At 74.3% G+C, this 20,550-nt stretch carries 22 protein-coding genes; 9 read left to right on the forward strand and 13 right to left on the reverse strand.

All coding sequences use genetic code 11. The annotated features are described in order from the left end of the window. Positions 1 to 22: 22 nt before the first annotated feature. Positions 23 to 613: an isochorismatase family protein gene (locus tag ACFU7Z_RS00710; RefSeq protein WP_380775103.1), complete on the forward strand. Its 591-nt coding sequence runs from the start codon at positions 23 to 25 to the stop codon at positions 611 to 613. Between the two features lie 74 nt (positions 614 to 687). Here the strand turns inward: ACFU7Z_RS00710 and ACFU7Z_RS00715 are convergent, their stop codons facing one another. Then, positions 688 to 1,692, reverse strand: a complete 1,005-nt coding sequence (locus ACFU7Z_RS00715) for a hypothetical protein (protein ID WP_380775105.1) — start codon at positions 1,690 to 1,692, stop codon at positions 688 to 690. Between the two features lie 256 nt (positions 1,693 to 1,948). On the opposite strand from ACFU7Z_RS00715, the gene ACFU7Z_RS00720 reads away from it, so the two are divergent. Then, a complete protein-coding gene (locus tag ACFU7Z_RS00720) occupies positions 1,949 to 2,608 on the forward strand; it encodes a hypothetical protein (RefSeq protein ID WP_380740318.1) in 660 nt (219 codons plus the stop codon). A gap of 654 nt (positions 2,609 to 3,262) precedes the next feature. Beyond that, positions 3,263 to 3,703, forward strand: coding sequence for a hypothetical protein (locus ACFU7Z_RS00725; protein WP_049657761.1), 441 nt, complete (start codon positions 3,263 to 3,265; stop codon positions 3,701 to 3,703). Between the two features lie 90 nt (positions 3,704 to 3,793). Here the strand turns inward: ACFU7Z_RS00725 and ACFU7Z_RS00730 are convergent, their stop codons facing one another. Beyond that, positions 3,794 to 4,390 (reverse strand): DinB family protein, encoded by a 597-nt coding sequence (locus ACFU7Z_RS00730; protein ID WP_380775107.1) that lies wholly within the window; start codon positions 4,388 to 4,390, stop codon positions 3,794 to 3,796. A 205-nt stretch (positions 4,391 to 4,595) separates the two neighbouring features. Between ACFU7Z_RS00730 and ACFU7Z_RS00735 the strand changes: the two genes are divergently transcribed. After that, positions 4,596 to 5,165, forward strand: coding sequence for a GNAT family N-acetyltransferase (locus ACFU7Z_RS00735; protein ID WP_074005041.1), 570 nt, complete (start codon positions 4,596 to 4,598; stop codon positions 5,163 to 5,165). Here ACFU7Z_RS00735 and mycP read toward each other — a convergent pair. From mycP to ACFU7Z_RS00755, 4 genes are all read right to left on the reverse strand, one after another. Next, entirely contained in the window at positions 5,159 to 6,319 is a 1,161-nt protein-coding gene (gene mycP / locus ACFU7Z_RS00740; RefSeq protein ID WP_380775109.1) for a type VII secretion-associated serine protease mycosin, read from the reverse strand. The genes ACFU7Z_RS00735 and mycP overlap by 7 nt on opposite strands. 162 nt (positions 6,320 to 6,481) lie before the next feature. Continuing rightward, positions 6,482 to 7,912 carry a hypothetical protein gene (locus ACFU7Z_RS00745; RefSeq protein WP_380775110.1) on the reverse strand — a complete coding sequence of 477 codons (1,431 nt, stop codon included), beginning with the start codon at positions 7,910 to 7,912 and terminating at the stop codon, positions 6,482 to 6,484. Positions 7,913 to 7,949: 37 nt separating this feature from the next. Further along, complete coding sequence (locus ACFU7Z_RS00750; RefSeq protein ID WP_049657753.1) at positions 7,950 to 8,399, reverse strand: hypothetical protein; 450 nt, start codon at positions 8,397 to 8,399, stop codon at positions 7,950 to 7,952. A 99-nt stretch (positions 8,400 to 8,498) separates the two neighbouring features. Continuing rightward, a complete protein-coding gene (locus tag ACFU7Z_RS00755) occupies positions 8,499 to 9,212 on the reverse strand; it encodes an endonuclease V (protein WP_049657751.1) in 714 nt (237 codons plus the stop codon). Between the two features lie 233 nt (positions 9,213 to 9,445). On the opposite strand from ACFU7Z_RS00755, the gene ACFU7Z_RS00760 reads away from it, so the two are divergent. After that, complete coding sequence (locus ACFU7Z_RS00760) at positions 9,446 to 9,718, forward strand: hypothetical protein (RefSeq protein ID WP_380775112.1); 273 nt, start codon at positions 9,446 to 9,448, stop codon at positions 9,716 to 9,718. A 36-nt stretch (positions 9,719 to 9,754) separates the two neighbouring features. Here ACFU7Z_RS00760 and ACFU7Z_RS00765 read toward each other — a convergent pair whose 3' ends face one another. Together ACFU7Z_RS00765 and ACFU7Z_RS00770 are read right to left on the reverse strand one after the other, a co-directional pair. Next, positions 9,755 to 10,516: an RDD family protein gene (locus ACFU7Z_RS00765; RefSeq protein ID WP_380775114.1), complete on the reverse strand. Its 762-nt coding sequence runs from the start codon at positions 10,514 to 10,516 to the stop codon at positions 9,755 to 9,757. Positions 10,517 to 10,590: 74 nt separating this feature from the next. Next, a complete protein-coding gene (locus tag ACFU7Z_RS00770) occupies positions 10,591 to 12,291 on the reverse strand; it encodes an RDD family protein (protein WP_380775116.1) in 1,701 nt (566 codons plus the stop codon). A 406-nt stretch (positions 12,292 to 12,697) separates the two neighbouring features. Here ACFU7Z_RS00770 and ACFU7Z_RS00775 point away from each other — a divergent pair, with 406 nt between their 5' ends. Beyond that, positions 12,698 to 13,114, forward strand: coding sequence for an SsgA family sporulation/cell division regulator (locus ACFU7Z_RS00775; protein WP_049658875.1), 417 nt, complete (start codon positions 12,698 to 12,700; stop codon positions 13,112 to 13,114). Positions 13,115 to 13,272: 158 nt separating this feature from the next. Here the strand turns inward: ACFU7Z_RS00775 and ACFU7Z_RS00780 are convergent, their stop codons facing one another. From ACFU7Z_RS00780 to ACFU7Z_RS00795, 4 genes are all read right to left on the reverse strand, one after another. Then, positions 13,273 to 14,673: a glycosyltransferase 87 family protein gene (locus tag ACFU7Z_RS00780; protein ID WP_117488016.1), complete on the reverse strand. Its 1,401-nt coding sequence runs from the start codon at positions 14,671 to 14,673 to the stop codon at positions 13,273 to 13,275. A 157-nt stretch (positions 14,674 to 14,830) separates the two neighbouring features. Continuing rightward, entirely contained in the window at positions 14,831 to 15,055 is a 225-nt protein-coding gene (locus ACFU7Z_RS00785) for a hypothetical protein (RefSeq protein ID WP_380775118.1), read from the reverse strand. A 256-nt stretch (positions 15,056 to 15,311) separates the two neighbouring features. Next, positions 15,312 to 16,808, reverse strand: a complete 1,497-nt coding sequence (locus ACFU7Z_RS00790) for a sensor histidine kinase (RefSeq protein WP_380775120.1) — start codon at positions 16,806 to 16,808, stop codon at positions 15,312 to 15,314. Further along, a complete protein-coding gene (locus ACFU7Z_RS00795) occupies positions 16,805 to 17,509 on the reverse strand; it encodes a response regulator transcription factor (RefSeq protein WP_074005033.1) in 705 nt (234 codons plus the stop codon). Before ACFU7Z_RS00795 ends, ACFU7Z_RS00790 begins: the two co-directional genes overlap by 4 nt. A gap of 134 nt (positions 17,510 to 17,643) precedes the next feature. On the opposite strand from ACFU7Z_RS00795, the gene ACFU7Z_RS00800 reads away from it, so the two are divergent. Beyond that, the gene (locus ACFU7Z_RS00800; RefSeq protein WP_380775122.1) at positions 17,644 to 18,210 is read left to right on the forward strand and encodes a hypothetical protein; all 567 of its coding nucleotides are present in this window, start codon (positions 17,644 to 17,646) and stop codon (positions 18,208 to 18,210) included. Positions 18,211 to 18,258: 48 nt separating this feature from the next. Here ACFU7Z_RS00800 and ACFU7Z_RS00805 read toward each other — a convergent pair whose 3' ends face one another. Then, positions 18,259 to 18,864, reverse strand: coding sequence for a VOC family protein (locus ACFU7Z_RS00805; protein WP_380775124.1), 606 nt, complete (start codon positions 18,862 to 18,864; stop codon positions 18,259 to 18,261). 273 nt (positions 18,865 to 19,137) lie between these two features. Between ACFU7Z_RS00805 and ACFU7Z_RS00810 the strand changes: the two genes are divergently transcribed. Beyond that, on the forward strand, positions 19,138 to 19,620 hold the full coding sequence (locus ACFU7Z_RS00810; protein WP_181970601.1) for an Lrp/AsnC family transcriptional regulator: 483 nt from the start codon (positions 19,138 to 19,140) through the stop codon (positions 19,618 to 19,620). 152 nt (positions 19,621 to 19,772) lie between these two features. Next, the gene (locus ACFU7Z_RS00815; RefSeq protein WP_049654774.1) at positions 19,773 to 20,543 is read left to right on the forward strand and encodes a helix-turn-helix domain-containing protein; all 771 of its coding nucleotides are present in this window, start codon (positions 19,773 to 19,775) and stop codon (positions 20,541 to 20,543) included. Positions 20,544 to 20,550 lie beyond the last annotated feature (7 nt).

A 20,550-nucleotide genomic window follows, 5' to 3' on the forward strand; every position in this document is an offset into this window, starting at 1 on the left:
CCGAGATCCGAGGATGCGAGTCATGCACCGGGCACTGATCGTCGTCGACGTGCAGAACGACTTCTGCGAGGGCGGCAGCCTGGCCGTCGCCGGCGGCGCCGAGGTGGCCGCCGCCATCACCGACCTGATCACCGAGTCCTCCCCCGGCTACCGGCACATCCTCGCCACCCGCGACCACCACATCGACCCGGGCAACCACTTCTCCGCCGAGCCGGACTACGTCGACAGCTGGCCGCCGCACTGCGTGGCCGGCACCGAGGGCGTGGGCTTCCACCCCAACTTCGCGCCCGCCGTCATCTCCGGCGCGGTCGAGGCGGTCTTCGACAAGGGCGCCCACTCAGCGGCGTACAGCGGCTTCGAGGGGCTGGACGAGAACAACCGCGGTCCGGTGGAGTGGCTGCGCGAACGGCAGGTCGACCAGGTCGACGTGGTCGGCATCGCCACCGACCACTGCGTCCGGGCGACCGCGCTGGACGCCGCCCGGGCGGGCTTCACCACCCGCGTGCTGCTGGACCTCACCGCCGGGGTGAACCCGGAGACCACCGCCGCCGCGCTGGCGGAGCTGCGGGCGGCCGGGGTCGAGCTGGTCGGCGCGCCGGTGGTCCGTTCGTAACGGCATTCGGGGGGCGTGCTGTGCGGGCGTGTTGTGGGTGCGGCCGGCGTGTCCCGGTCGGCGGCGTCGCCCGCTCAGACCACCAGCAGCTCCACCACGTCCGTCCCGCCGACCCGGTACGCCTCGCGCAGTTCGCCGCCGACCGCGTCCGGGTCGGCGGCCAGCGCGGCCCCGCAGACGTACACCACCCGGATGCCCAGGTACTCCATCCGGTGCTGCCCGCCGCGCACCCAGGCGGCCTCGCCCTCGCTCACGCTGCGCAGCTCCGAGTCCACCTCCACCGCGACGCCCCGCTCCGGCCAGTAGAGGTCCGGGACGGCGATGTACGTGCCGCCGCGCATCCGCAGCTCGGGGGCGTTCAGCGGGGCGGGCAGCAGCCGCTCGTCCACCAGGCGGCCGATCCGCTCCAGCGCCAAGTCCCGTTCGGTGGCCAGCAGTTCGTCCAGGGCAGCCCGCACCCGCGGCTCGCAGGTCAGCCCCGAGTCGGTCAGCTCGGACACCAACTCCCGTACCGTGCAGCGGTTCCCGGGCAGGGCGACGGCCTCCCGCAGCACCTCGCGCACCGGCGCCGCGCCACCCGGCTCCGCCGTCCACTCGACCAGCGCGTCGGCGACCGCCCGGGCCACCGGCGCACAGGCCAGGCCGTGCACCGAGCGGGCCACCAACTCCCGTTCGGTGCGCCGGATCCGCACCTCGCCGACATCCTTCAGCCGGCGCTGCCGGGGCACCAGGACGTCCACCCCGGTCACCGCCGGCAGCCGGGGCACAACCGTGAAGCCGTACAGCGCCAGCGCGGCCGTACCGGTGATCACCGCGCCCTCCCGGCGGCCCTCCTCCCGGCCGTTCTGCGCGGCGTACAGCAGCGCGGCCCACATCCGCTGCTCCGGGGTGGGCTCGGCGGACTGCAGCAGGTAGACCCGGGGCAGCACCCGCCGCCAGGGGCCGCCCCGGCGGCAGTGCTCGGTGATGATCCGGGCCGGCACGCCCCGGGCGCGCAGCTGGCTCGCGGTGACGACGTTCTGTTGACGCTTCGCCAGCTCCTCCAGGGACGGCGGCGGCGACGGAATCCGGTAGCTCATGCCGACACCATCCCCAACCGTCCGGACCCGCGACCGAGACCCTGACGCACTGTTACCCAACCGTCGCGAAACCGGGATCAGCCCGCACTAAAGTCCTCATAACCTCACTCATTTGGAGTAATTGACGCTCATCAGGTTGTCATATGTGATCGAAAACGATCGCCGACCTGGTCGCCTGACCCAGAGTGATCAAAGGCATACGGCGAGGGACCCCCAAGGCGTCAATCCCGCCCCGGGGATTGCCTAGGCTTACGTCATGTCACGTGACGAGACCGCCGGCCTCCGCGCGGCCCAGCTCCGCCTCGGCCGTCTGCCCGGATACGTCCGCCGCCCGGACCCCGCCCGCCGCAGCGGCGAGAAGGGGCATACGTACAAGAAGGGCTGGGAGGTCCGCTTCACCGCCCGCAGTGAGGCCGAGATAGCAGAGATCCGCGACCTCGTGGTCGCCGCCGGGTTCGCCCCGGCCAGGCCCTTCTTCAAGGGCCACCAGCTCATCCAGCCCGTCTACGGCATGGCGGCCGTACAGGCCTACCTGGCCGCTAGACAGGCCGCCGAGGAGCATGCCGCCCGGGCCGCGCTCGGCCGCCGACGACGGGCCACCGGACACGCCCCCGGGGCGCTCACGGGGGGCGTGCACGCCCCCGCCGCGCACGCCACGGGTGTGCACGCGGCGAGTGCCCACGCCGCGGGTCCGCATGCCGCCGGCGCCCACGCCACGGGCGCGGCGCACGCGGGCCCGGCGCACCGGTGCGAGCGCGAGGAGGCCGCCGCCGGGGCAGCTGCGGCGGCTGCGGCCGCGGCAGCCGCGGCGGCGCAGGCGGCCCGGCGACGGGCCGTCGAAGCCTTCCCGACCCAGGTCGAACGGGACACCGCCGTCGACCGGATCTCCCCCACGGAGGCCCGGACGACCTCCTGACGGACAGCCGGCCGCTCCGCCCGCCCTCCCGCCCCCGGCGTTCCGCCCGGCCCGACCCGGGCCGCCGGGGTGTGGCGGACGCGCCCGGCGGCACACCGGCGGTCGCGGGACCACCCCGTCCAACGGCCGCCCCACCAGCGCGCCCTCCGCCCCGGCGCGCGGCGGGCGCCGGGTCCACCGCGCCCACGGCGCACCCGTTCCGCGCACGCCGTCCGGCCCGCCCGCGCGGACGTCATCGCGGTGACGACCATGCCCTCTTCCGTGGCGATCTTCCCCACGATCGTGAGTGCGGTTGTGCGGGTGGTTGTGCGCACCCAGGTTCGCGCCCTGGGCGTGGACGCCAGCCTCCACAGGGCCTACGGTGGCACATCAACCGCCCTGCGGCCGCCGTCGCCCCACACCCTCTGACCAGCCGCGACACGCTCGCACCTACGAATCCCGCGCCACTGCGCAGCACCGCCCCACCGGCCCTCGCCGGCCCTCCGCCCGGCCGTCCCGCCACCTCGCCGCACCCGATCGCCACCGGAACCGGCCTGGCGGCGGCGGGTTCCGGGCATTCCATCGGATTGGTCACCCAGCGCACCGAGGGCCTACCGTAGAGTGAGCACAGATGATCGACCGTCAGAAACCCATCTCCCTTTCCGAGAAGCCGAGATGACCAACCGTCATGAGAGTTCAGCCGAGCCGCCCCCGAGGCCCGGCGAGCCGGCGGAGGTGCCCCTGGAGTTCACCGCGTTCTGCGAACTCCACCGCCCCCGGTACCTCAGCTACGCGCGCGTGTGGCTGACCGAGCACAGCGCCGCGGCCGTCGCCGTCCAACAGGCCTTCGCGGAAATCGCGGTGCACTGGCGGGAGTTGATGGGCAGCTCCAACCCCACCGCGCACGCCTGGGAGATCCTGCGCGGCACCGTCGCCGACCACACCCGCCAGGCGACCCCCGCCCCGGACCGCCACCCGGCCGACGACGACCTGGCGATCCTGCACTACGTCGTCGGCCTCGCCGCCCCCGAGATCGCCGACGTCATCGGCACCGACGCCGCCAGCGTGGCCGGACGGCTGCGCCGCACCATGCTGCGCGAGGCCTCCGGCTGGTGACCCCGCGCCCCGGCCGCCTCCGGTCCGGCCTCAGACCGGGCCTCGGCCCCGCTCCCGGGCCCGGCTCCAGGCCCGGCTTCAGGACCGGCTTCAGACCCGCTCGCCCGTCACGTCGAACAGGTGGTGCACCGGGTCGTGGATCAGGTACCGGGAGAACGACTCGACCGTGAACCGCGCCCCGTCGCTGCGGCTCCCGGTCCGCGCCCACTGCGCCCCCGCCACCCGCTCGAAAGCGGCGGCGAGCGTCTCAGCGGCCTCCGCCAGCTCCCCGGCCACCACCTTCGGGTCCTGCTCCCCGTAGCGCTCGGCGACGGCCGTCTCGTCCTGGTCCCAGTTGGGGAACAGCGGGTCCTCCAGGTCCAGCATCAGGTTCAACCGGACCTCGAACAGCCGGAACACGTCCCGGATGTGGCACGCGTACTCCAGGTCCGACCACACGCCCGGAGCCGGCCGCCTGCGCAGCCCGTCCACATCCCCCGCCAGCACCGCCAGCCAGCCCTCCGCATTGGCCCGGACCATCCCGGCGACGTCCTCCCGCACCACCCGCGGAGTCTCCAACCCGCAGTCGGGGCACGGGCGTTCCAGCACCCAGGTCCAGTCCTTGGTGTCGGGGACGATCCCGTCGTCGGCGGTGTTCGTGGCGGCGATCGACGTGCTCTCGACCCGCGTGCGCTCAGGAGTGCTCATGGGCCCAGCATCTCCGCCACCGGGGGAACCCCACCAGCGGCAATGACGCCAGCGGTCGCCGAAATACTGCCACCCCCGGCGCATTCACCCGGCGCGACCGCCCGACACACGCCCCCGTCCCCGCGCGCACCCCAACCGGTGCGCGCCCGCACGCCAGGACTAAACACGTGGACGAACCGGAAGCCGACCATCCATCCTGGCCGCCATGACCGCTCCCACCGATCTCGCCGCCCTCGCCGTGAAGCCCACCCTGCACGGCCCCACCATCCGGCTCGTCCCCCTCGACGAACGGCACACCGACCCGATGTGGGAACTCTGCGCCGACGAGACCACCAAACGGCTCACCGGCACCCGCACCGCCTTCACCCGCGACCGGATCCACCAGTGGTGCACCACCCGCGCCCAACAGCCCGACCGCCTCGACCTCGCCGTCGAAGACCCCGCCACCGGCCGCTTCCTCGGCGAGGCCGCCCTCAACGACGTCGACCCCGACAACTCCTCCGCCGGCTACCGGATCGCCCTCACCCCGGACCACACCGGCCGCGGCATCGGCACCGAAACCACCCTCCTGGTCCTGCGCCACGCCTTCGAGACCATCCGCCTCCACCGCGTCCACCTCGAAGTCTTCGAGTACAACGAACGCGCCGCCCACTCCTACCGCAAGTCCGGCTTCACCCTCGAAGGCCGCTCCCGCCAAGCCCACCACTGGGACGACCGCTACTGGGACGTCCTCCAGATGGCCGCCCTACGCGACGAATGGCTCGCCACTCACTGACCCGCCCCCCGCCGCCTCCGCACCACCAACACCCCGACGAGAGCGACCACCAACACCAACCCCCCGGCCGCCACCCCCACGACCACCCCGACCCCGTTCCCGCCGCTCGCCTTGTCCCCCTCGGGGACCATGGGCACGACGGCAGGCTCGTCGGTCTCCTCGTCCACCGGAGGCGGAGTGCCCTTCGCCTCCATCCGCCCGAGCAGGGGGTTCTCCCGGGGCCCGTTGTCCACAGCGGGATTCGCCTCCAGGGCCTTCGCCGGCGCGACGAGGCCGTAGCCGTACTGACCGTTGGGCACCGCCAGCCCACCGACCGGGCTCGTGGCCGACTTGATCATCCGATTGATCACCTGCCCAGCGGACAGGTTCGGGTACTTGGAACGGATGAGCGCCGCCGTCGCGGAGACGTAGGCAGTGGAATCCGAAGTACCGTTCCTCCGCTCGTAGCCCGTCGAGGACTTCGGAGCGGAACGGTAGATCCCCACGCCGGGTGCAGTGAGCGTGGTCTCGGGGCCGGACGTGGAACGCTCCCACACAACCCCGTTGGAGTCCACGGCTCCCACCGCCACCACGCCGGGGAAGGCGGCCGGATACTCGACCCCCAGACCAGCCCCGTTGCCCGAACTGGAGACCAGCACGATGTCCTTGGACACCGCGTAGTTGACCGCCTTCCGCAGCTTCGAGTCGAAGCGCGAATATCCTCCGATGGACATGTTGACGACCTTCGCACCGTGGTCCGCCGCGAAGCGGATCGCGTCCGCCAGGTCGTTCTGCTGAGGATCCGGGGTCGGCTGCGGCTCGGAGGTGGACTGGGAGTCCGGGCCGTCGCCGCCAGACTTGATCTTCACCGGGAGGATCTTCGCCTTCGGGGCAAGGCCCATGATCCCGTCCTGGGAGCCGTGTCCGTGTCCGGCGATCAGGCTCGCCATCCCGGTGCCGTGGCCGTCGTTGTCCACTCGACCGTCCGTGTTGCCACCGGAGAAGTCGCCCCCGGGAAGCACCTGTCCGGTGAGGTCCGGCTGATCCTGGCTCACCCCCGTGTCGATCACGGCGACGACCACACCATCGCCTTGGCTCGTCGGCCAGACCTTCGTCTCCGCCTCGAGCGCCTTCAGAGCCCACTGCTGGTCCCTGATCTGATCGGCCGATGCCACCGGTGCCCCGACACCCCAGATCAGTGCCCCAGCGGCAAGGGCCGCCGTACCACGTGCCAACCGGCGGCTCGTCAAACCTGGTCACCCCACTCAGCGCGGCATCCCACAGGTCACCGACCTGCGGGATGCGATCAGAACCGTTGTCCGCTCACGGACCGGCTTTCATTCCACCACGTTCGGATTCGCGGGCTTCTTCGACGCCCAGGTCTCCTCGTCCTCAACGAGGTAGTCGGGCCGCTTGCCGTCCTTCCCCCGCTCCTTCTTGCGTCCTTGTGCTCCACCCAGCGGGATACCGGGAGACGCGCCGTTCGTCGTAGCGGGGCCCGACTCACCCCTGAGGCGATTGCGTGCTCCCAGCCCGGACCCGCCTTCCGTGAACGACTGCTTGCCCTGTGCGCCACCCGGCTTCGCCGTCTCTCCCGCGACCCCGCCAGGTCGCGCCAGAGAACCCCCGGACTGCCGGCCACCAGAAGCTCCAGGGCCTCGGGCGCCCATGACCGGACTGACCTCACCGGAACCACCGGGAGCCCGACCGCCACGCGGACCGGAGCCCTCGACCGGCACCACGCCACCCGCGATCTCCCGGCCTCCGGGGCCGACCTTCCCCGGGCCGACGATCGGCGCGGCCGGAGAGACGGTCGTCGGGCCGGTGGTGCGAGGCGTCTCCGGACCGGGGGCACCCCCGAACGGCCCGGTGGCGGTGCCCCCGGCCTGCACGAGCTCCACTCCGGAGGTCTGTGTCCCGGCCAGCGCTGGACTCGGCATGCTTCCGCTCGCGGGCGCCACTGGCCTGCCGGAGATGCCTTCACCGGAACCACGACCCGGTGGGACCGAGGGCTTCGACGGAGTCTGCGCCGTACCGCCCTTGATCCCCGAGTCGGTCGGAGCAGGCGTACTCCTCGCCACGGGCCGAGCCGTCATCGGCGGCTGGGAGGAACTACGTTGAGAAGGCGGGACGGTCGTCGGCCGTGTCGATGCTCCCGCCGCTCCCACCGAGGTGCCCGACATCATCGCGGCCGCCGTCGCCGCGGCACCACTCGGATCGCCCTGGGCGCCGTCTGCGGGGTCGTCCCGGATCGGCTGCCGCGGCCTCGTATCCAACGCCGGCGGGGGCTTCAGGGCCGGGGTGGCGACGCGGTAGTGCATGGCGAGGGTTTGCATGATGGCGGCCGCTTCGGCCTTCTTGCGGTCGGCGAGGGGGATGTGTTCGTCGTCGTCGCCGAAGAGGGCGTCGCCGACGGTGTCCTTGACCTTGTCCCAGTTGCCGGGTTCCTCGGGCATGTCGCGCTTGGCCTTGGCCATGGCTTCGGAGGTGTTGTGGAGGGTGTTGGCCGCGTCGTTGGCGTAGGCGGCGGCGTTGTTGATGCTGGCGGCCAGGGTGAGCATGCGGGTGTGGAAGGCGTCGCTGGTGGTGCCTTCCCAGGAGGTGGCGGCTTCGGTGCTGGCCTTGGTGAGGGTCTGGCGGATCTGCTTGAGGGTGTCGGCGGCCTTGCGCCAGGGGTCGCCGGCGGCCATCACCGCGCCGGGGTCGAGGGCCTGTGCCATGGTGCGGAGCTGGGCGTGGCTGTACTTGGTGAAGTCGGTGTAGACCACGGGCGGTCGGCCTCCGTTCGGGGCGGGCGGGCGGCGGTCAGACGGTGGCGTTGCCGCGGGTGGACGGGGTGCGGTTCTGCTGGGCCGCGGCCTGGCTGCTCGCGGAGGGCTGGGCGACGGACCAGCCGTCGTCGCCGAGCTTGAGCTTCGTGGCGGTGTGCTGGTCCTGCTCCTCGTAGTTGGTGGCGGTGAGGTCGGCCTTCTGCTGGGCCTCGTTCACGGCTTCCTGGAGCTGGTTGAGGACGTCGCGCAGCGCGTCCCGCATGGTGCCGTAGCGGCCGTGGATCTCGGCGGCCTCGGCGAAGGTCCCGAAGGCGGTCTTGCCGATGCCGCTGCGGCCGTGGGCGTCGGTGCCGTCGGCGTGTTTCTGGAAGTCGGCGAGCAGCAGCCGTACTTGGCCGGCGAAGGCGCGGAGCTGTTCGACCTCGACGCGGTAGCCCTGTCCGGCTCCGCCGGTCGATCCGGTTCCGGTGGTTCCTGTGCCCATGTCGGCGCCTCCCCCGTGCGTCCGTCCCCCTGGCGGCCGGGGCCGGGCCCCGGTGTCTCATGTCTAACACACCGGGCCCGAATCCCGCCCGGGGCATGGTCAGTTCGCGTTCGTCCCGGTGCGTCGGGCGTCGGCGAGGGCGCGGCGGCAGAGCGAGTCGGCGTGCCGGGTGGTTTCGGGGAGGCGGTAGTGGCGGGCGAGGTCGAGGGTGGTGCGGACGGCGGTGTCGAGGCCGGTGCGGTGGCCGACGGAGACGAAGACGGGTTTGACGCCGGCCCTGGTGCGGACGGCGCGGCCGACCTCCTCGCCGGTGGCGGGGTCGGTGAGGGGGGTCCAGGAGCCGCGTGGTGCGTCGGGTTCGTGGTGGTCGAAGGTGAAGGGGGTCTTGGCGACGCCGAGGGTGCGCAGTCCGGTGAGGATGCCGAGGTGGCTGGCGAGGCCGAGGCGGCGGGGGTGGGCGAGGCCGTAGCCGTCGCAGACGACGGTGTCGGGGGTGCGGGTGAGGGCGGCCAACGCGTCGAGGACGGCTGGGAGTTCGCGGAAGGCGAGCAGTCCGGGGACGTACGGGAAGGCGATCCGGCCGACGGCGGTGGCCTGTTCGACGACGTCCAGGGTGTCGCGGTCGAGCAGGACGGCCGCGGCGGCGACGAGGTCGTGTTCGTCGTCGTAGGCGACGTCCACGCCGGCGATCAGGGTGCCGGGGGCGGCGGGGTCCCGGCCCGGGTCGTCGTGGGGCTGGACGAGCGGGCGCAGCCGCTCCTGTTCGGCGAGTGCCTCGGCCTCGGTGGTGGGCCAGTCGGCGGGGATGGGCATGGTCGGTTCCCCCGGGTACGTGGTGCTCGGTGATACGTGCTCTGCGACAGTGCGTGGCAGGTGCCGGTCTCACCGTACCGAGCGGGCCGGACGACCCCGGGGTGAGCCCGTGCGCCCCCTGTGCCCCCGCCTCCGGGGGCTAGCCTGGACGTACCCGTCCTCCCCGCGGGGTAGCACCACTGGAACCGGCTCCACTCCCGCCCGTTTCCCCCGACGTGCGAAGGACCCCCGCCATGCCGCGCCCCTCCGTCGCCCAGGCCTGCCTCGGCTCGTTCACCGTCGTCGCCACCACGGTGGCACTGCTGGCCGTCTCGGGCGCCTCGGGCGTCCTGGCGGTCGTGGTGCTGGTGGGGTTCGCGCTGGCGCTCGGCACCGTGGTGACGGTGCTTTCGATGTCCGCCGCCGCGGCCAGGTCCGCCACCGTGGCGTCGGGTCCCGGGGCCCCGGCCGCCCCGCCGCGCCCCACCGCGACCGCTGCCGGGCACGCGTACGCCCGGCAGCGCTGATCCGCCGCCGGGCGCGGGCGCGTCCCGCCGCGCCGCTCAGACCTCCGTGGTGACCACCACGGTCTTCGCGGCCTTGTCGTGCAGGCACTGCCGGTAGGGCTTGTCGAAGACGCCGAAGAGGCCGTCGACGATCCACCAGAGCGCGGCGCAGCAGAGCACGGCCGGGAGGATGAAGACGGCGGCGCGGGTCCAGGCGGCGGACTGGGTGGGCTTGTTCCCGTCGACGAGCATGGCGACGCGGATCTTCATCGCCTTCTTGCCGAGGGTCTGGCCGTCCCGGCTGAGCATCAGGGCCTCGTAGACGAGGTAGATGGCGCAGCCGAGCCAGAACGCCTCGGTGGAGCCGTTGCGCGTGCTGAGGTCGGCGAAGGGGCCCACGATGATCACGCCGACGGCCTGCATCAGGAGGTAGTCGATCAGCCGGGCGAGGAACCGCTTGGGCCAGGTGCCGATCGGCGGCATGCCGGGGACGGGGCCGGCGCCGGGGGTGCCGTACGCGCCGGGGCCGTAGCCGGGGCCGTAGCCGGTGCCGTGGCCGGGCGGCTGGTCGTACGGGTTCTGGCCGTACGGGTTCTGACCGGGGGTCGGTTCGCCGTACGGGCTTCCGCCGTAGGTGCCCTGGTAGGCGCCGGGGCCGCCGGACCGGTCACCGGACGAGTCACCGGACGGGCCGTGGGACGGGGTCGGGCCCGGCGGCTCGCCTTCCGGCGTGCCGCCGCCCGGCTGCGGGGGCTGCTTGTCGAAGGAGGGCGTACCGCCCCCCTCCGGCTGGGGGCCTGAGGGGTCGTGGGTGCTCATGCCCCCGAGTAGAACATCACACATTCTTGATGTTCGGGACATTTTGTCCGTTTTGCACCGGGCCCTACCGGTCCTCAGCCGCGCACCACCCGGGTCCTGGCCGCGCGGTCCTGCCAGCCCCGCCGCGCCGTACGGTCGAACACCGGCCAGACCAGGCCGAGCAGCAGCACCGCGCCCAGCTGCCGCACGGCCCAGCGGAGCAGCGAGCGGCCGAGGCTCAGCCTGGTGCGGGCCACGGGGGCGGCGGCGTCCACCACGCGGATCCGGACGATCCGCTTGCCGAAGGTCTGTCCGGTGCGGGCGACCGGCAGCACCTCGTAGAGCAGGCTGACGAACAGCAGGATGCCGATCAGCACGGCGATCTTGCCCAGCACCACGTCGTCCACCAGCCAGACCTGGACCTGGCGCCGGGTGAGGGCGCTGGCCATCCGGGCCTGGTCGACCTTCTGCCGGAGGTGGTCGGAGACCGAGTTGCCGAGCGGGATCCCGGCGGCGACCGCGACCACCAGCAGCACGGCGGTGTCCACCGTCCGCGCCGCCAGTCGGCGGCCGAGGCCGGCCGGCCCGGGGATCCGGGTGGTCCGGGCGTCCCGGGAGGTCCGGGCGGCCCGGGAGGGCGCGGGGACGGGGGTGGCGGCGGACGGGCGGGGCTGGACGGCGGTCTCCCGGACCGCCCGTACGGCGGGCAGCGGAGCGGCGTGGGCGGAGGCGGTCGCCGCCGCCGCGGCCAGGGGCTTCGAGGCGGCCGCGGTCGGGACCGGGGCCGGGGCCCGAAGCGGGCTCCGGAGCATCTCCTCGCCGACCACCGGCACCGGGCCCGAGGCCAGGACGGCCGGCACCGGGGCCTCCCGCACCGCCACCGCCACGGCGGGAGAGCCGGCGGCGGCCAGTTCCGCGGCAATCGGAGCACGCTCGGGCTCCGCACGCCCCTGTTCCGCGTCGGGCGCCTCCGGAAGCACCCCCCAGGAGACCCAACGCGGCGCGTCGCCCGTCTCCATCAGGCCCCGCTGCGCCCGCGGATCGGCCTGCCAGCCGGACTCGAAATCCCCGGCGACCGGAGCGGCGGACGGGGCCGGAGCCGGGCCCAGCCCCAGCCCCGGAACCGGGACCGGGGCCGCCTCGGGCACCGCACCGAAGGCCACCGGCGCGTCCACGACCCCGGGCGGCTCGGCGCCGGCGAAGCCCGACGGCCCCCCGGACGGCACCCCGAACGGCACCCCCGGCGAAACCCCCGACAGCACCCCCGGCCCGTCGACCGTCCGGAACACCGGCCCGCCGATCACCTCCGCCACCCGCGGCCCGAGCACGAAGGACGCCCCGCCCGAGGTCTGGTCGAAGTACACCGGCCCGGTGTCGCCCCCGCCCGCCGGCAGCCCGCCCCGCACCTCCGCCACGGACCCCGAGGGCGCCACCCCGGAAGGCCCCGACCCCGGGGGAACCGCCCCCAGCGGCACCGCCCCCAGGGCCACCTGCTCCGGAGCCACCGGTTCCGGGGCCGCCTGCCCCGCACCCCCCGCCTCCGGCGCCACCGCCTCCAGCAGCACCACCGGCGGCGGCACCGCCCGCGCCGCCGGCCCGCCCGGGACGGGAGGGCGGGTCGCGTACCGGGGCGGCGCCGGCACCTCGCCCTCGGCGGGCGCGGGCCGGCTGGTGCCGGGCACCCAGGCCGAGCCGCCCCAGTACCGGATGAAGCCGGGGATGGAGGGGTCGGGGTAGTAGCCGGGCTCGGGTGCGACGGCCGGGTCGCCGGCGGCGGCGAAGGGGCGGTCCGTCATGGGGGTCTTCTTTCCTGGCAGGGCCTGACGAGGACGGTGCGGGCCGACCGGGCCCGACCACCGCAGACGCGTCCCCCCGCGCGCACGACCAGGCGCGCGCCCGGCGTTCGGCGCGCGTGGGGGAGCCACCGATGGGCGGACAGTCGCCGGGCAGTCACAAAGGGTAGTACCTCATCGAAGCCGTGACGGAAAGTTCGCGAATCCCCGGACAGTGGAGGGTGGCTCAAGGTAAGGAACCCAGCGCACGACGATGGCCCGCGCGCCGTGCCACCCGCCGTTCACCACCCCTCACCAAACTTCCCGAAGAAATCCCGGAAACGTGTGTAAGAGCCGGTGCGGACCGCCCTCTCAAAGGTCACAGGGGCCCGGAACCGGGCACCGCCCGAAGGCAGAGAGGAAGACGATCATGGAGCGTCCCGTCAGCGTCGTCGAGCACGAGCTGGAGCTCAACCTGGTGCTCTCGCCGGAGCACAGCGTCCCCGTCCCGGCCCGGCTGTCCTACGGCAGCCACGACCCGTACGCGGTGTACATCACCTTCCACCTGGACACCGGTTCCCCGGTGACCTGGGTGTTCGCCCGCGAGCTGCTGGTCGAGGGCACCTTCCGCCCGTGCGGCCAGGGCGACGTGCGGATCTGGCCGACCCGCTCGGGCCGGCGCAGCGTGCTCTGTCTGGCCCTGAGCTCGCCCGCCGGGGACGCCCTGCTGGAGGCCCCGCTGCCGATCGTCGCGGCCTGGCTGGAGCGGGCGCACCGGCTGGTCCCGCCGGGCAGCGAGCTGGCCGCGCTGGACATGGACGGCTCGCTCGCCGAGCTGCTCGCCTAGGCGTGCGCCGCAGCGTGCACCGGCACGGACAGCAGCAGGGACACGAACACGGACACCTGCGAGAGCACGGCCACGACCGCGACCACGAGCACGGGCAGCGGGCTCGGCAGGAACCGCGAGCGCGGGAACAGGGAAGCAGGAGCGGCGCCCCCGCCGGCTCAGCGGGCCGCGGGGGCCTGCTGACGACCGCGGGCGGCGTCCGGGCCGCCGGTCTCCCGCTGTCCGGGCAGCCGGACCAGCGGCGCGCCGGCCGAGCGCCGTCGGGCCCTTATCCGGACGGCGGCGGCGATCAGGAAGCAGAGTCCGACCCACGGGTAGACGGAGGTCGGCAGCTGGCGCCACGGTGACATGTCGAGGACGGCCAGGCCGACCGGCTTCGCGGCCCACATCGCGAAGGACAGGAACGCGACCAGCGTGGCCCAGAAGGCGGCCCGCCAGCGCAGTCGGCGGACGCCGGCCGGGCGGGCGTGCTCGACCGAGGCCTCGGCGGCGAGCAGGACGAGCATCGGCACGCACCAGACCCAGTGGTGGGTCCAACTGATCGGCGAGATCAGGACGGCGGTGACGGCCGCGCAGCAGACGCCCCAGGCCTCGGCCCGGGGCAGCCAGCGGCCGCTGCGCGCGGCCCAGGCGGCGACGGCGAGGCCGGCCACCGCGACCAGGCCGGCGCCGAGGGTGGCGACGGTGCCGGGGTCGGCGCTGTGCAGCAAGCGGGCGAAGGCGCCGCGCATCGACTGGTTGTCGACGATCCAGGTCTTGCCGACCCGGGAGGAGTCGTAGAGGTACTTGGTCCAGAAGCCCCAGGTGGCGTCGGGCAGGACCAGGGCGCCGAGCAGGAAGGTGCCGAGGAAGGTGAGGCCGGCCACGAAGGCGGCCCGGATCCGTCCGGTGACCAGCAGGTAGACCGCGAACAGGCCGGGGGTGAGCTTGATGCCGGCGGCGATGCCGATCGCCACGCCCTTGCTCCGCCGCCCGTCCGGACGGGTGAGGTCCCAGAGGATCAGGCAGGCCAGCGCGAGGTTGATCTGGCCGTAACGGAGCGTGGTGAAGACCGGTTCGAGCCAGACCCCGAGGCCGGTCACCAGGATCACGCCGATCGGCCGCAGCTCGCGGCGCGGCCACCCGGCCAGCTTGAAGGACAGGTGGGTCAGCAGGGCGAGCAGCCCGATGTTGCCGAGAGTGATCGCCACCCGGAGGAAGGGGACCGGGAACCAGGTGGTCGGGACGAACAGCATCGCCGCGAACGGCGGGTAGGTCGCGGGCAGGTTCCACTCGGTGACGCGCAGCGCGTACAGGTCGGTGCCGTTGGCCACGGCGGCGCCCTCGGCCCGGTAGACGATCATGTCCACCATCGAGGTGTGCACGAAGTGGCGGACCACCGCGTACACCAGCAGGGACAGCAGCGCGACGGCGGAGGCCGCCAGCAGCGGGCGACGGGGGGCCTCGCGCAGCGCCCGGACGGGGGCGCCGAGGGCCCGGCGCAGCCGGTCCGACAGGGGGGCGGGCGAGGGGTCGGGTGCGGTCCGCACCGGGCTGCGCTCGTCTTGCACCGCTGTCACTGTCCACTCCGTCCACGGCTGGGCCAACCAGCGACGATACCGGATGCCGCCCGGGCGGAACCGGACACGATCGACTACCCGGCGTGACGGACCGGCCCTGACCAGCCGTCCTCCGCCGCGAGCGGGGCACGGACGGCCAGGGCCGGGAATCAGGCGATCACGCGATCACAACCCTCAGCCCGTGTACGCCCCCAGGGCCCGGGTGAAGTCCGGCGGCCGCTGGACGACACTGCCGCACGCCGCGTCGGCCGAGGGCGAGGGCGAGGGCGACGTTCTTCACCCCGGTCGCCCCGGCGGTGGCGACCGGGTCGTACGGCGGGTGGAGCGAGGTGTCCACGTACGGGGCGAAGCCGGCCCCGGCGCCGACCGGGGGAACGGGCACACCGGTCGCCGTGGGGGTGACGGCCGGGGTGGGGGTCGGCGCCGGGGTGGTCGGCTTCGCCGTCGCGGGGACGGTCGGGGTAGCCGTCGGGGGTCGGGGGTCGGGGGTCGGGTGACCGGCGCGACCGACGCTAGCGGTGGGCCGGGGGCGCGGCGGGCGGGCTGAGCGAGCGGTAGAGGTCCCTTAGGCCGCCGTTAAGGAAGAGCGCACGGGCGCCGTACCGCCACACCTGGCGCCCGGCCACCCCGAAACCCCGTCACTTCTGGAACAGCGCGCCCCGGCTCCGCCGCCGTCCGCCCCGCGCGGGCGCCGCCTCCTGCGGCCCGGTGCGCAGCCGCAGCCGGGTCTCGGCGCCGCCGAGCACCGCGGAGCGGCCGAGCGCGAGGTCCCCGCCGGTGGACTCGGCGAGCTTGCGGACGATGTCCAGGCCGAGGCCGGTGGAGCCCTCGCCGCCGTGCCCCTCGCCGCGCTTGAGGGCGGCGGCCGGGTCGCTGTACCCCGGTCCGGCGTCGCCGACCAGCACGATCACCGAGCAGTCGGTGGCCAGTACGTCCACCGAGAAGGCGGTGCCGACGGCGGTGTGCCGGAAGACGTTGCCGAGCAGCGCGTCGACGGCGGCCGCCAGGTCGCCGCGCTGGACGGGCACCGGCGCCGCCCGCTCGGCGCCGGCCAGCTGCCAGCGGCGCCCCTCGTCCTCGGCCAGCGCCGACCAGAAGGCGACCCGTTCCCGGATCACCTCGGCGGCGTCGCAGCCGACCGCGACGACGGGCGCGTCCTCGGGGGCGCGGCGGGCCGAGCGGATGATCTGGTCGACCTCGCGCTCCAGTTGGGCGACCGCGTGCCGGGTGGCGTCGGCCGCGTCGCCCTCGCCGAGCGAGGCGGCGTTGAGCCGCAGCACGGTCAGCGGGGTGCGCAGCCGGTGCGACAGGTCCGCGGCCAGTTCCCGTTCGGCGGCGAGGAGTTGGACCACCCGGTCGGCCATGGTGTTGAACGCCTGGCCGGCCTCGCGCAGTTCCTCCGGGCTGCCCGCGACCAGCCGGCCCTCCACCGGGACCCGCACCGCGAGGTTCCCGGCGCCGAGCGAGCGGGCGGCGGCGGCGAGCTTCCGCGCGGAGGCGACGATGCGGCTGCCCATCCGGTCGGCGACCAGCACCGAGATGGCGACCAGGCCGAGCGCCACGGCGGAGAGCACCTGCCAGGCGGTGGCCACGCCCCGGGTGAGGTCGCTCTCGGCCACGAACACCTCGACCACCGCGGTCCGCCCGGTGTCCACCGCGACCGGCTGGAGCAGGGCGTACCCGCCGGCCACCTTCACGGTGAAGGAGCGGCCCTTTCCGCCGGCCGTGGCCACGTCGGCCGCAGCGGCGCGCCCCTCCCCCAGCATCGGGCCCTCGGGCTCGCCGGTCCCGGCGGCCGCCACACCCGGGCCACCCCCGCCCGTCCCCACGGCCGCCGCCTCGGCGCCGCCCGCTCCGGCGGGCTGCCCGGCCGCCGGAAGGTGCACCGCCATCCGCCCCTGCCCGCCCGCGTCCGTACTGGCCAGGGCCCGGTTGACCGCGTCCTCGTCGGTGGTGATGGCCAGGGCGGGCCCGAGCGCCGCGGCCTGCCGTTCGGCGGCGGTGAAGGCCCGGTCCCGCGCGGTCTGTTGGACCATCAGCCCGAGCGGGATCAGGAAGGCCAGCGCGACCATGGTGGTCCCGGCCACCGCGGCCTTGATCAGGGCCCAGCGCAGCGAGCGCCCGAACCGCCTCATGTCCGGTGCTCCGGCAGTCCTCCGGCGGCCTCCAGTCGGACCCCGACGCCCCGGACGGTGTGCAGGTAGCGGGGGTTGGAGGCGGTCTCGCCGAGCTTGCGGCGCAGCCAGGAGAGGTGGACGTCGATGGTCTGGTCGCCGCCGTAGGTCTGCTGCCAGACCTCGGCGAGGATCTCCTTGCGCGGCACCACCACGCCGGGCCGGGCGGCCAGGAAGGCCAGCAGGTCGAACTCACGGCGGGTCAGGTCGAGCGGCCGTCCGTCCAGCGCGGCCTCCCGCCGCTGGAGGTCGATGGCCAGTCCGCCGACCCGCAGCACCTGGGCGACGGGGGCCGCGCCGCTGCCGAAGCGGCGCAGCACGGCGGTCATCCGGGCGCTGAGGTGCTCCCCGGAGAAAGGTTTCACCAGGTAGTCGTCGGCGCCGTCGTTGAGCAGCCGGATGATCTCGGCCTCGTCGTCCCGGGCGGTGGAGATGATCACCGGAACGTTGGTCAGGCCCCGGATCATCTTGAGCGCCTCGCTGCCGTCCAGGTCCGGCAGGCCGAGGTCGAGGATCACCAGGTCACAGCCGACCTGGGCGACCTCCCGCAGCGCCTCCAGAGCCGTGCCCACACTGCGGACCGCGTGACCGGTGTCGGTCAGGTGCCGGATGAGGGCGGATCGTACGAAGGGGTCGTCCTCGACCACGAGCACTGTTGCCATGGGCCTGCACGGTACGCCATCGCCGGTCAGTGGTCTGTACCTCGGGGGTGGGTCCGGACATTGTGCAACTGCCCTGCTGAATACCGGGGGTGCCGGTCTCCATCCGTATGGAAATACGGCAGGATGTGCGGACGATGCGGAACGGACTGGTACAGCTCGGCGCCTGGGCGGCGGCCACCGGGGCGGCGGTGGCGCTGTCCTGGCTCGGCGTGCACGCGGTGCTGACCGGCGCCGCGTTCGAACGGCCCACGGCGCTGCCGCTGCCCTCCCCGAAGGCCGACGGCACGCTGCACTCCGCGCCCGCCACCGCGGACCAGCCGCGCTCCGCCGCACAGTCCACGACCCCTTCCCCGGCGGCCTCCCCGACCACCGGCACCACCAACGCCGCCACCGCCGCCACCGCCCCGCACGGCCCGGCCCCCGCCACCACCGCCGTCGCGCCGCCCACCCGCCGGCCCGTCCCCACCGCCACCACGACGTCCACGGTGAAGAGCTACCCGATCCCGGGCGGCAAGGTCGCGCTGGACCTGAAGCCGGACCGGGCCACCCTGGTCTCCGCCACCCCGGACCCGGGCTGGCAGATGCAGGTGTGGACCGACGGCCAGTGGCTGCGGGTCGACTTCACCCGGGGCGACGAGGCCAACTCCGTCTTCGCCTCCTGGAACGGCCACCCGCCGATCGTGGAGACCGCGATCCGCTGAGGCGCTTCCGGCGGACCGTCAGGAACCGGTCCGCCACTCGACGTCCCGTCAGAGGCCGTCGCACGGCACGTACCCCGGCAGGTACGGCCCCACGTACCCCGCCCGGTCCACCAGCGTGTGCCTGGTCCCGCCCGGCACCCCGATGGTGGCGAGCACCACCGCGCCGTAGTCGTCCCGCGCCTCGTACGGCTCGGCCAGCGACAGCGCGCCCCGGTCCACCGCGTAGTCGTAGGCGTAGTAGACGTCCGGCACGCTCACCGCGAGGTCCAGCACCCCGTCCCCGTACCGGTCCAGGTACGCGGTCAGCTCCCGGCCGCGCGGGCCGCCGGTCCGCACCCGGGGCGCGGTCCGGGAGGCGGTCCGCACCGGCGCGGCGGGCACCGGCGGGGCGGCGGGCACCGGGGAGGTGAGCACGATCCGCGTGCCCGGCGCCGCGAGCACGTACGAGAGCAGCTCCGGCTCGCCGGTCTCCGGCCCGGCGTACGCGGTACATCGCAGCCCGAGCGCGGCGCAGTAGCGGCGGGCCGCCCGCTCGGCGTCGGCGACCGCGAAGACCACCGCGTCGGCGCGGCCCATCGGCAGCGGCCCCGCCTCCGCCGGGTCCGCTGGGAGGTCTGCCCCGAACAGGGCGGGTTCGGCGGCGGTGTCGGTCATGACTGCCCTCCCGGTAGGCGTACGGACCATCGTGGCCGCCCCCGGCACCGGGGGTGGGGCCCTGCGCACGGGGGTGTGGCTGGAGGGTGTCGCCGGGCCGACCCGCGCGCAACTGTTCCGTTTCCTCCTGGTCAAGCTGTGCCCCGGAGCGGGAGAATCGGCCGCGCCGCTGTACAGAATGCCCACCACAGGACGGTGCCGCGAATGCCCCCCGCCCACTCGCCGAGCTCCCCCGGCTCCCCCAACTCCGCTGCCCCTCAAGGGAATTCCATCGTGGGCAGTACGAACGACACGATCGACCCGCTGGACGGCCGGCTGATCCGGCTGCTCGCCGAGGAGCCCCGGATCGGGGTGCTGGAGTGCTCGCGCCGGCTGCAGGTCGCCCGGGGCACCGTCCAGGCCCGGCTGGACCGGCTCCAGGCCAAGGGCGTGATCGGCGGCTTCGGCCCGGAGGTGGACCCGGCGGCGATCGGCTACCCGGTGACGGCCTTCGCCACCCTGGAGATCTCCCAGGGGCAGGGCGCGGACGTGCGGGCGCACCTGGCGAGCGTGCCGGAGGTGCTGGAGCTGCACACCATCACCGGGATCGGGGACATGCTGGTGCGGATCGTGGCCCGGTCCAACGCCGATCTGCAGCGGGTGATCGACCGGGTGCTGGGCTTCGACGGGATCGTCCGCTCGTCCACCGCGATCGTGCTGGAGAACCCGGTGCCGTACCGGATCCTGCCGCTGGTGGACCAGGCCGCCGCCGAGTAGGAGGGTCCGCGCCACGCCACGCGCCGATTCGGCATAGGCAGGAGGCGTCGGGGGCCGCAAGATTTATGTATGAACGTTCTACAAATCCTGGCGCCGCTCTCCGGCCCGCTGATACCCGTGGCGGCCGCGCCCTCCCCCTGGTCGGCCCCCGCATGACGAACGCCGTCGCGGCCGACGGTACCGCCCCCACCCTCATCGCCTCCGCCCAGCGGGCCCTGCGCCTGCTGGCGGCGGCCGCCCGCTACCCCAAGGGCGCCACCGCCAAGCAGCTCGCCCGGGACACCGACCTCGCCCTGGGCACCGCCTACCACCTGCTGCGCACCCTGGTGCACGACCACTACCTGGAGCGCCACAGCGGCCGCTACCTGACCGGCCCCGCCGTCACCGGGCTGGTCCGGGACGACGGCCCGGCCACCGACCGGGCCCGGCTCAGGGCCCTGCTGGGCCTGCTCGCCGACGAGCTGTCCGCCGCCGTCTACTTCACCTGGTACCGGCACGGCGAGGTGGAGCTGATCGAGGCCGCCGAGGCCCCCGGCGCGCCGCTGATCGACCGGCACAGCTGGCGGGTCGGCGCCCACGCCCACGCGGCCGGGAAGACCCTGCTGGCCCTGATGACCGCCGAGGAGCGCCGGGCCCACCTGGCCCGCTACCCGATGGTGCCGTTCACCCCGTACACCCTGCGGGACCCGGCCTGCCTGCCGCTGCTGCCCCGCCAGGGCCCGCGGCGGGCCGTCCCGATCACCCAGTTCCAGGAGTACGCGCTCGGCTCGGCGGGTGCGGCGGTGCCGATCGTCGCGGGCAACGGCATCGGCGCGATCTCGGTCTCCCTGCCGATGGCCCAGGCCCACCGGCTGGCCGGGATCGCCGCCGAGCTGCGCACCCGGCTCGGCGAGGACTTCGCCGCGGTGGCCTTCGGCATCTGACCGCGCG

The sequence above is a fragment of the Kitasatospora sp. NPDC057518 genome, from assembly GCF_042802075.1.
GTDB lineage: Bacteria > Actinomycetota > Actinomycetes > Streptomycetales > Streptomycetaceae > Kitasatospora.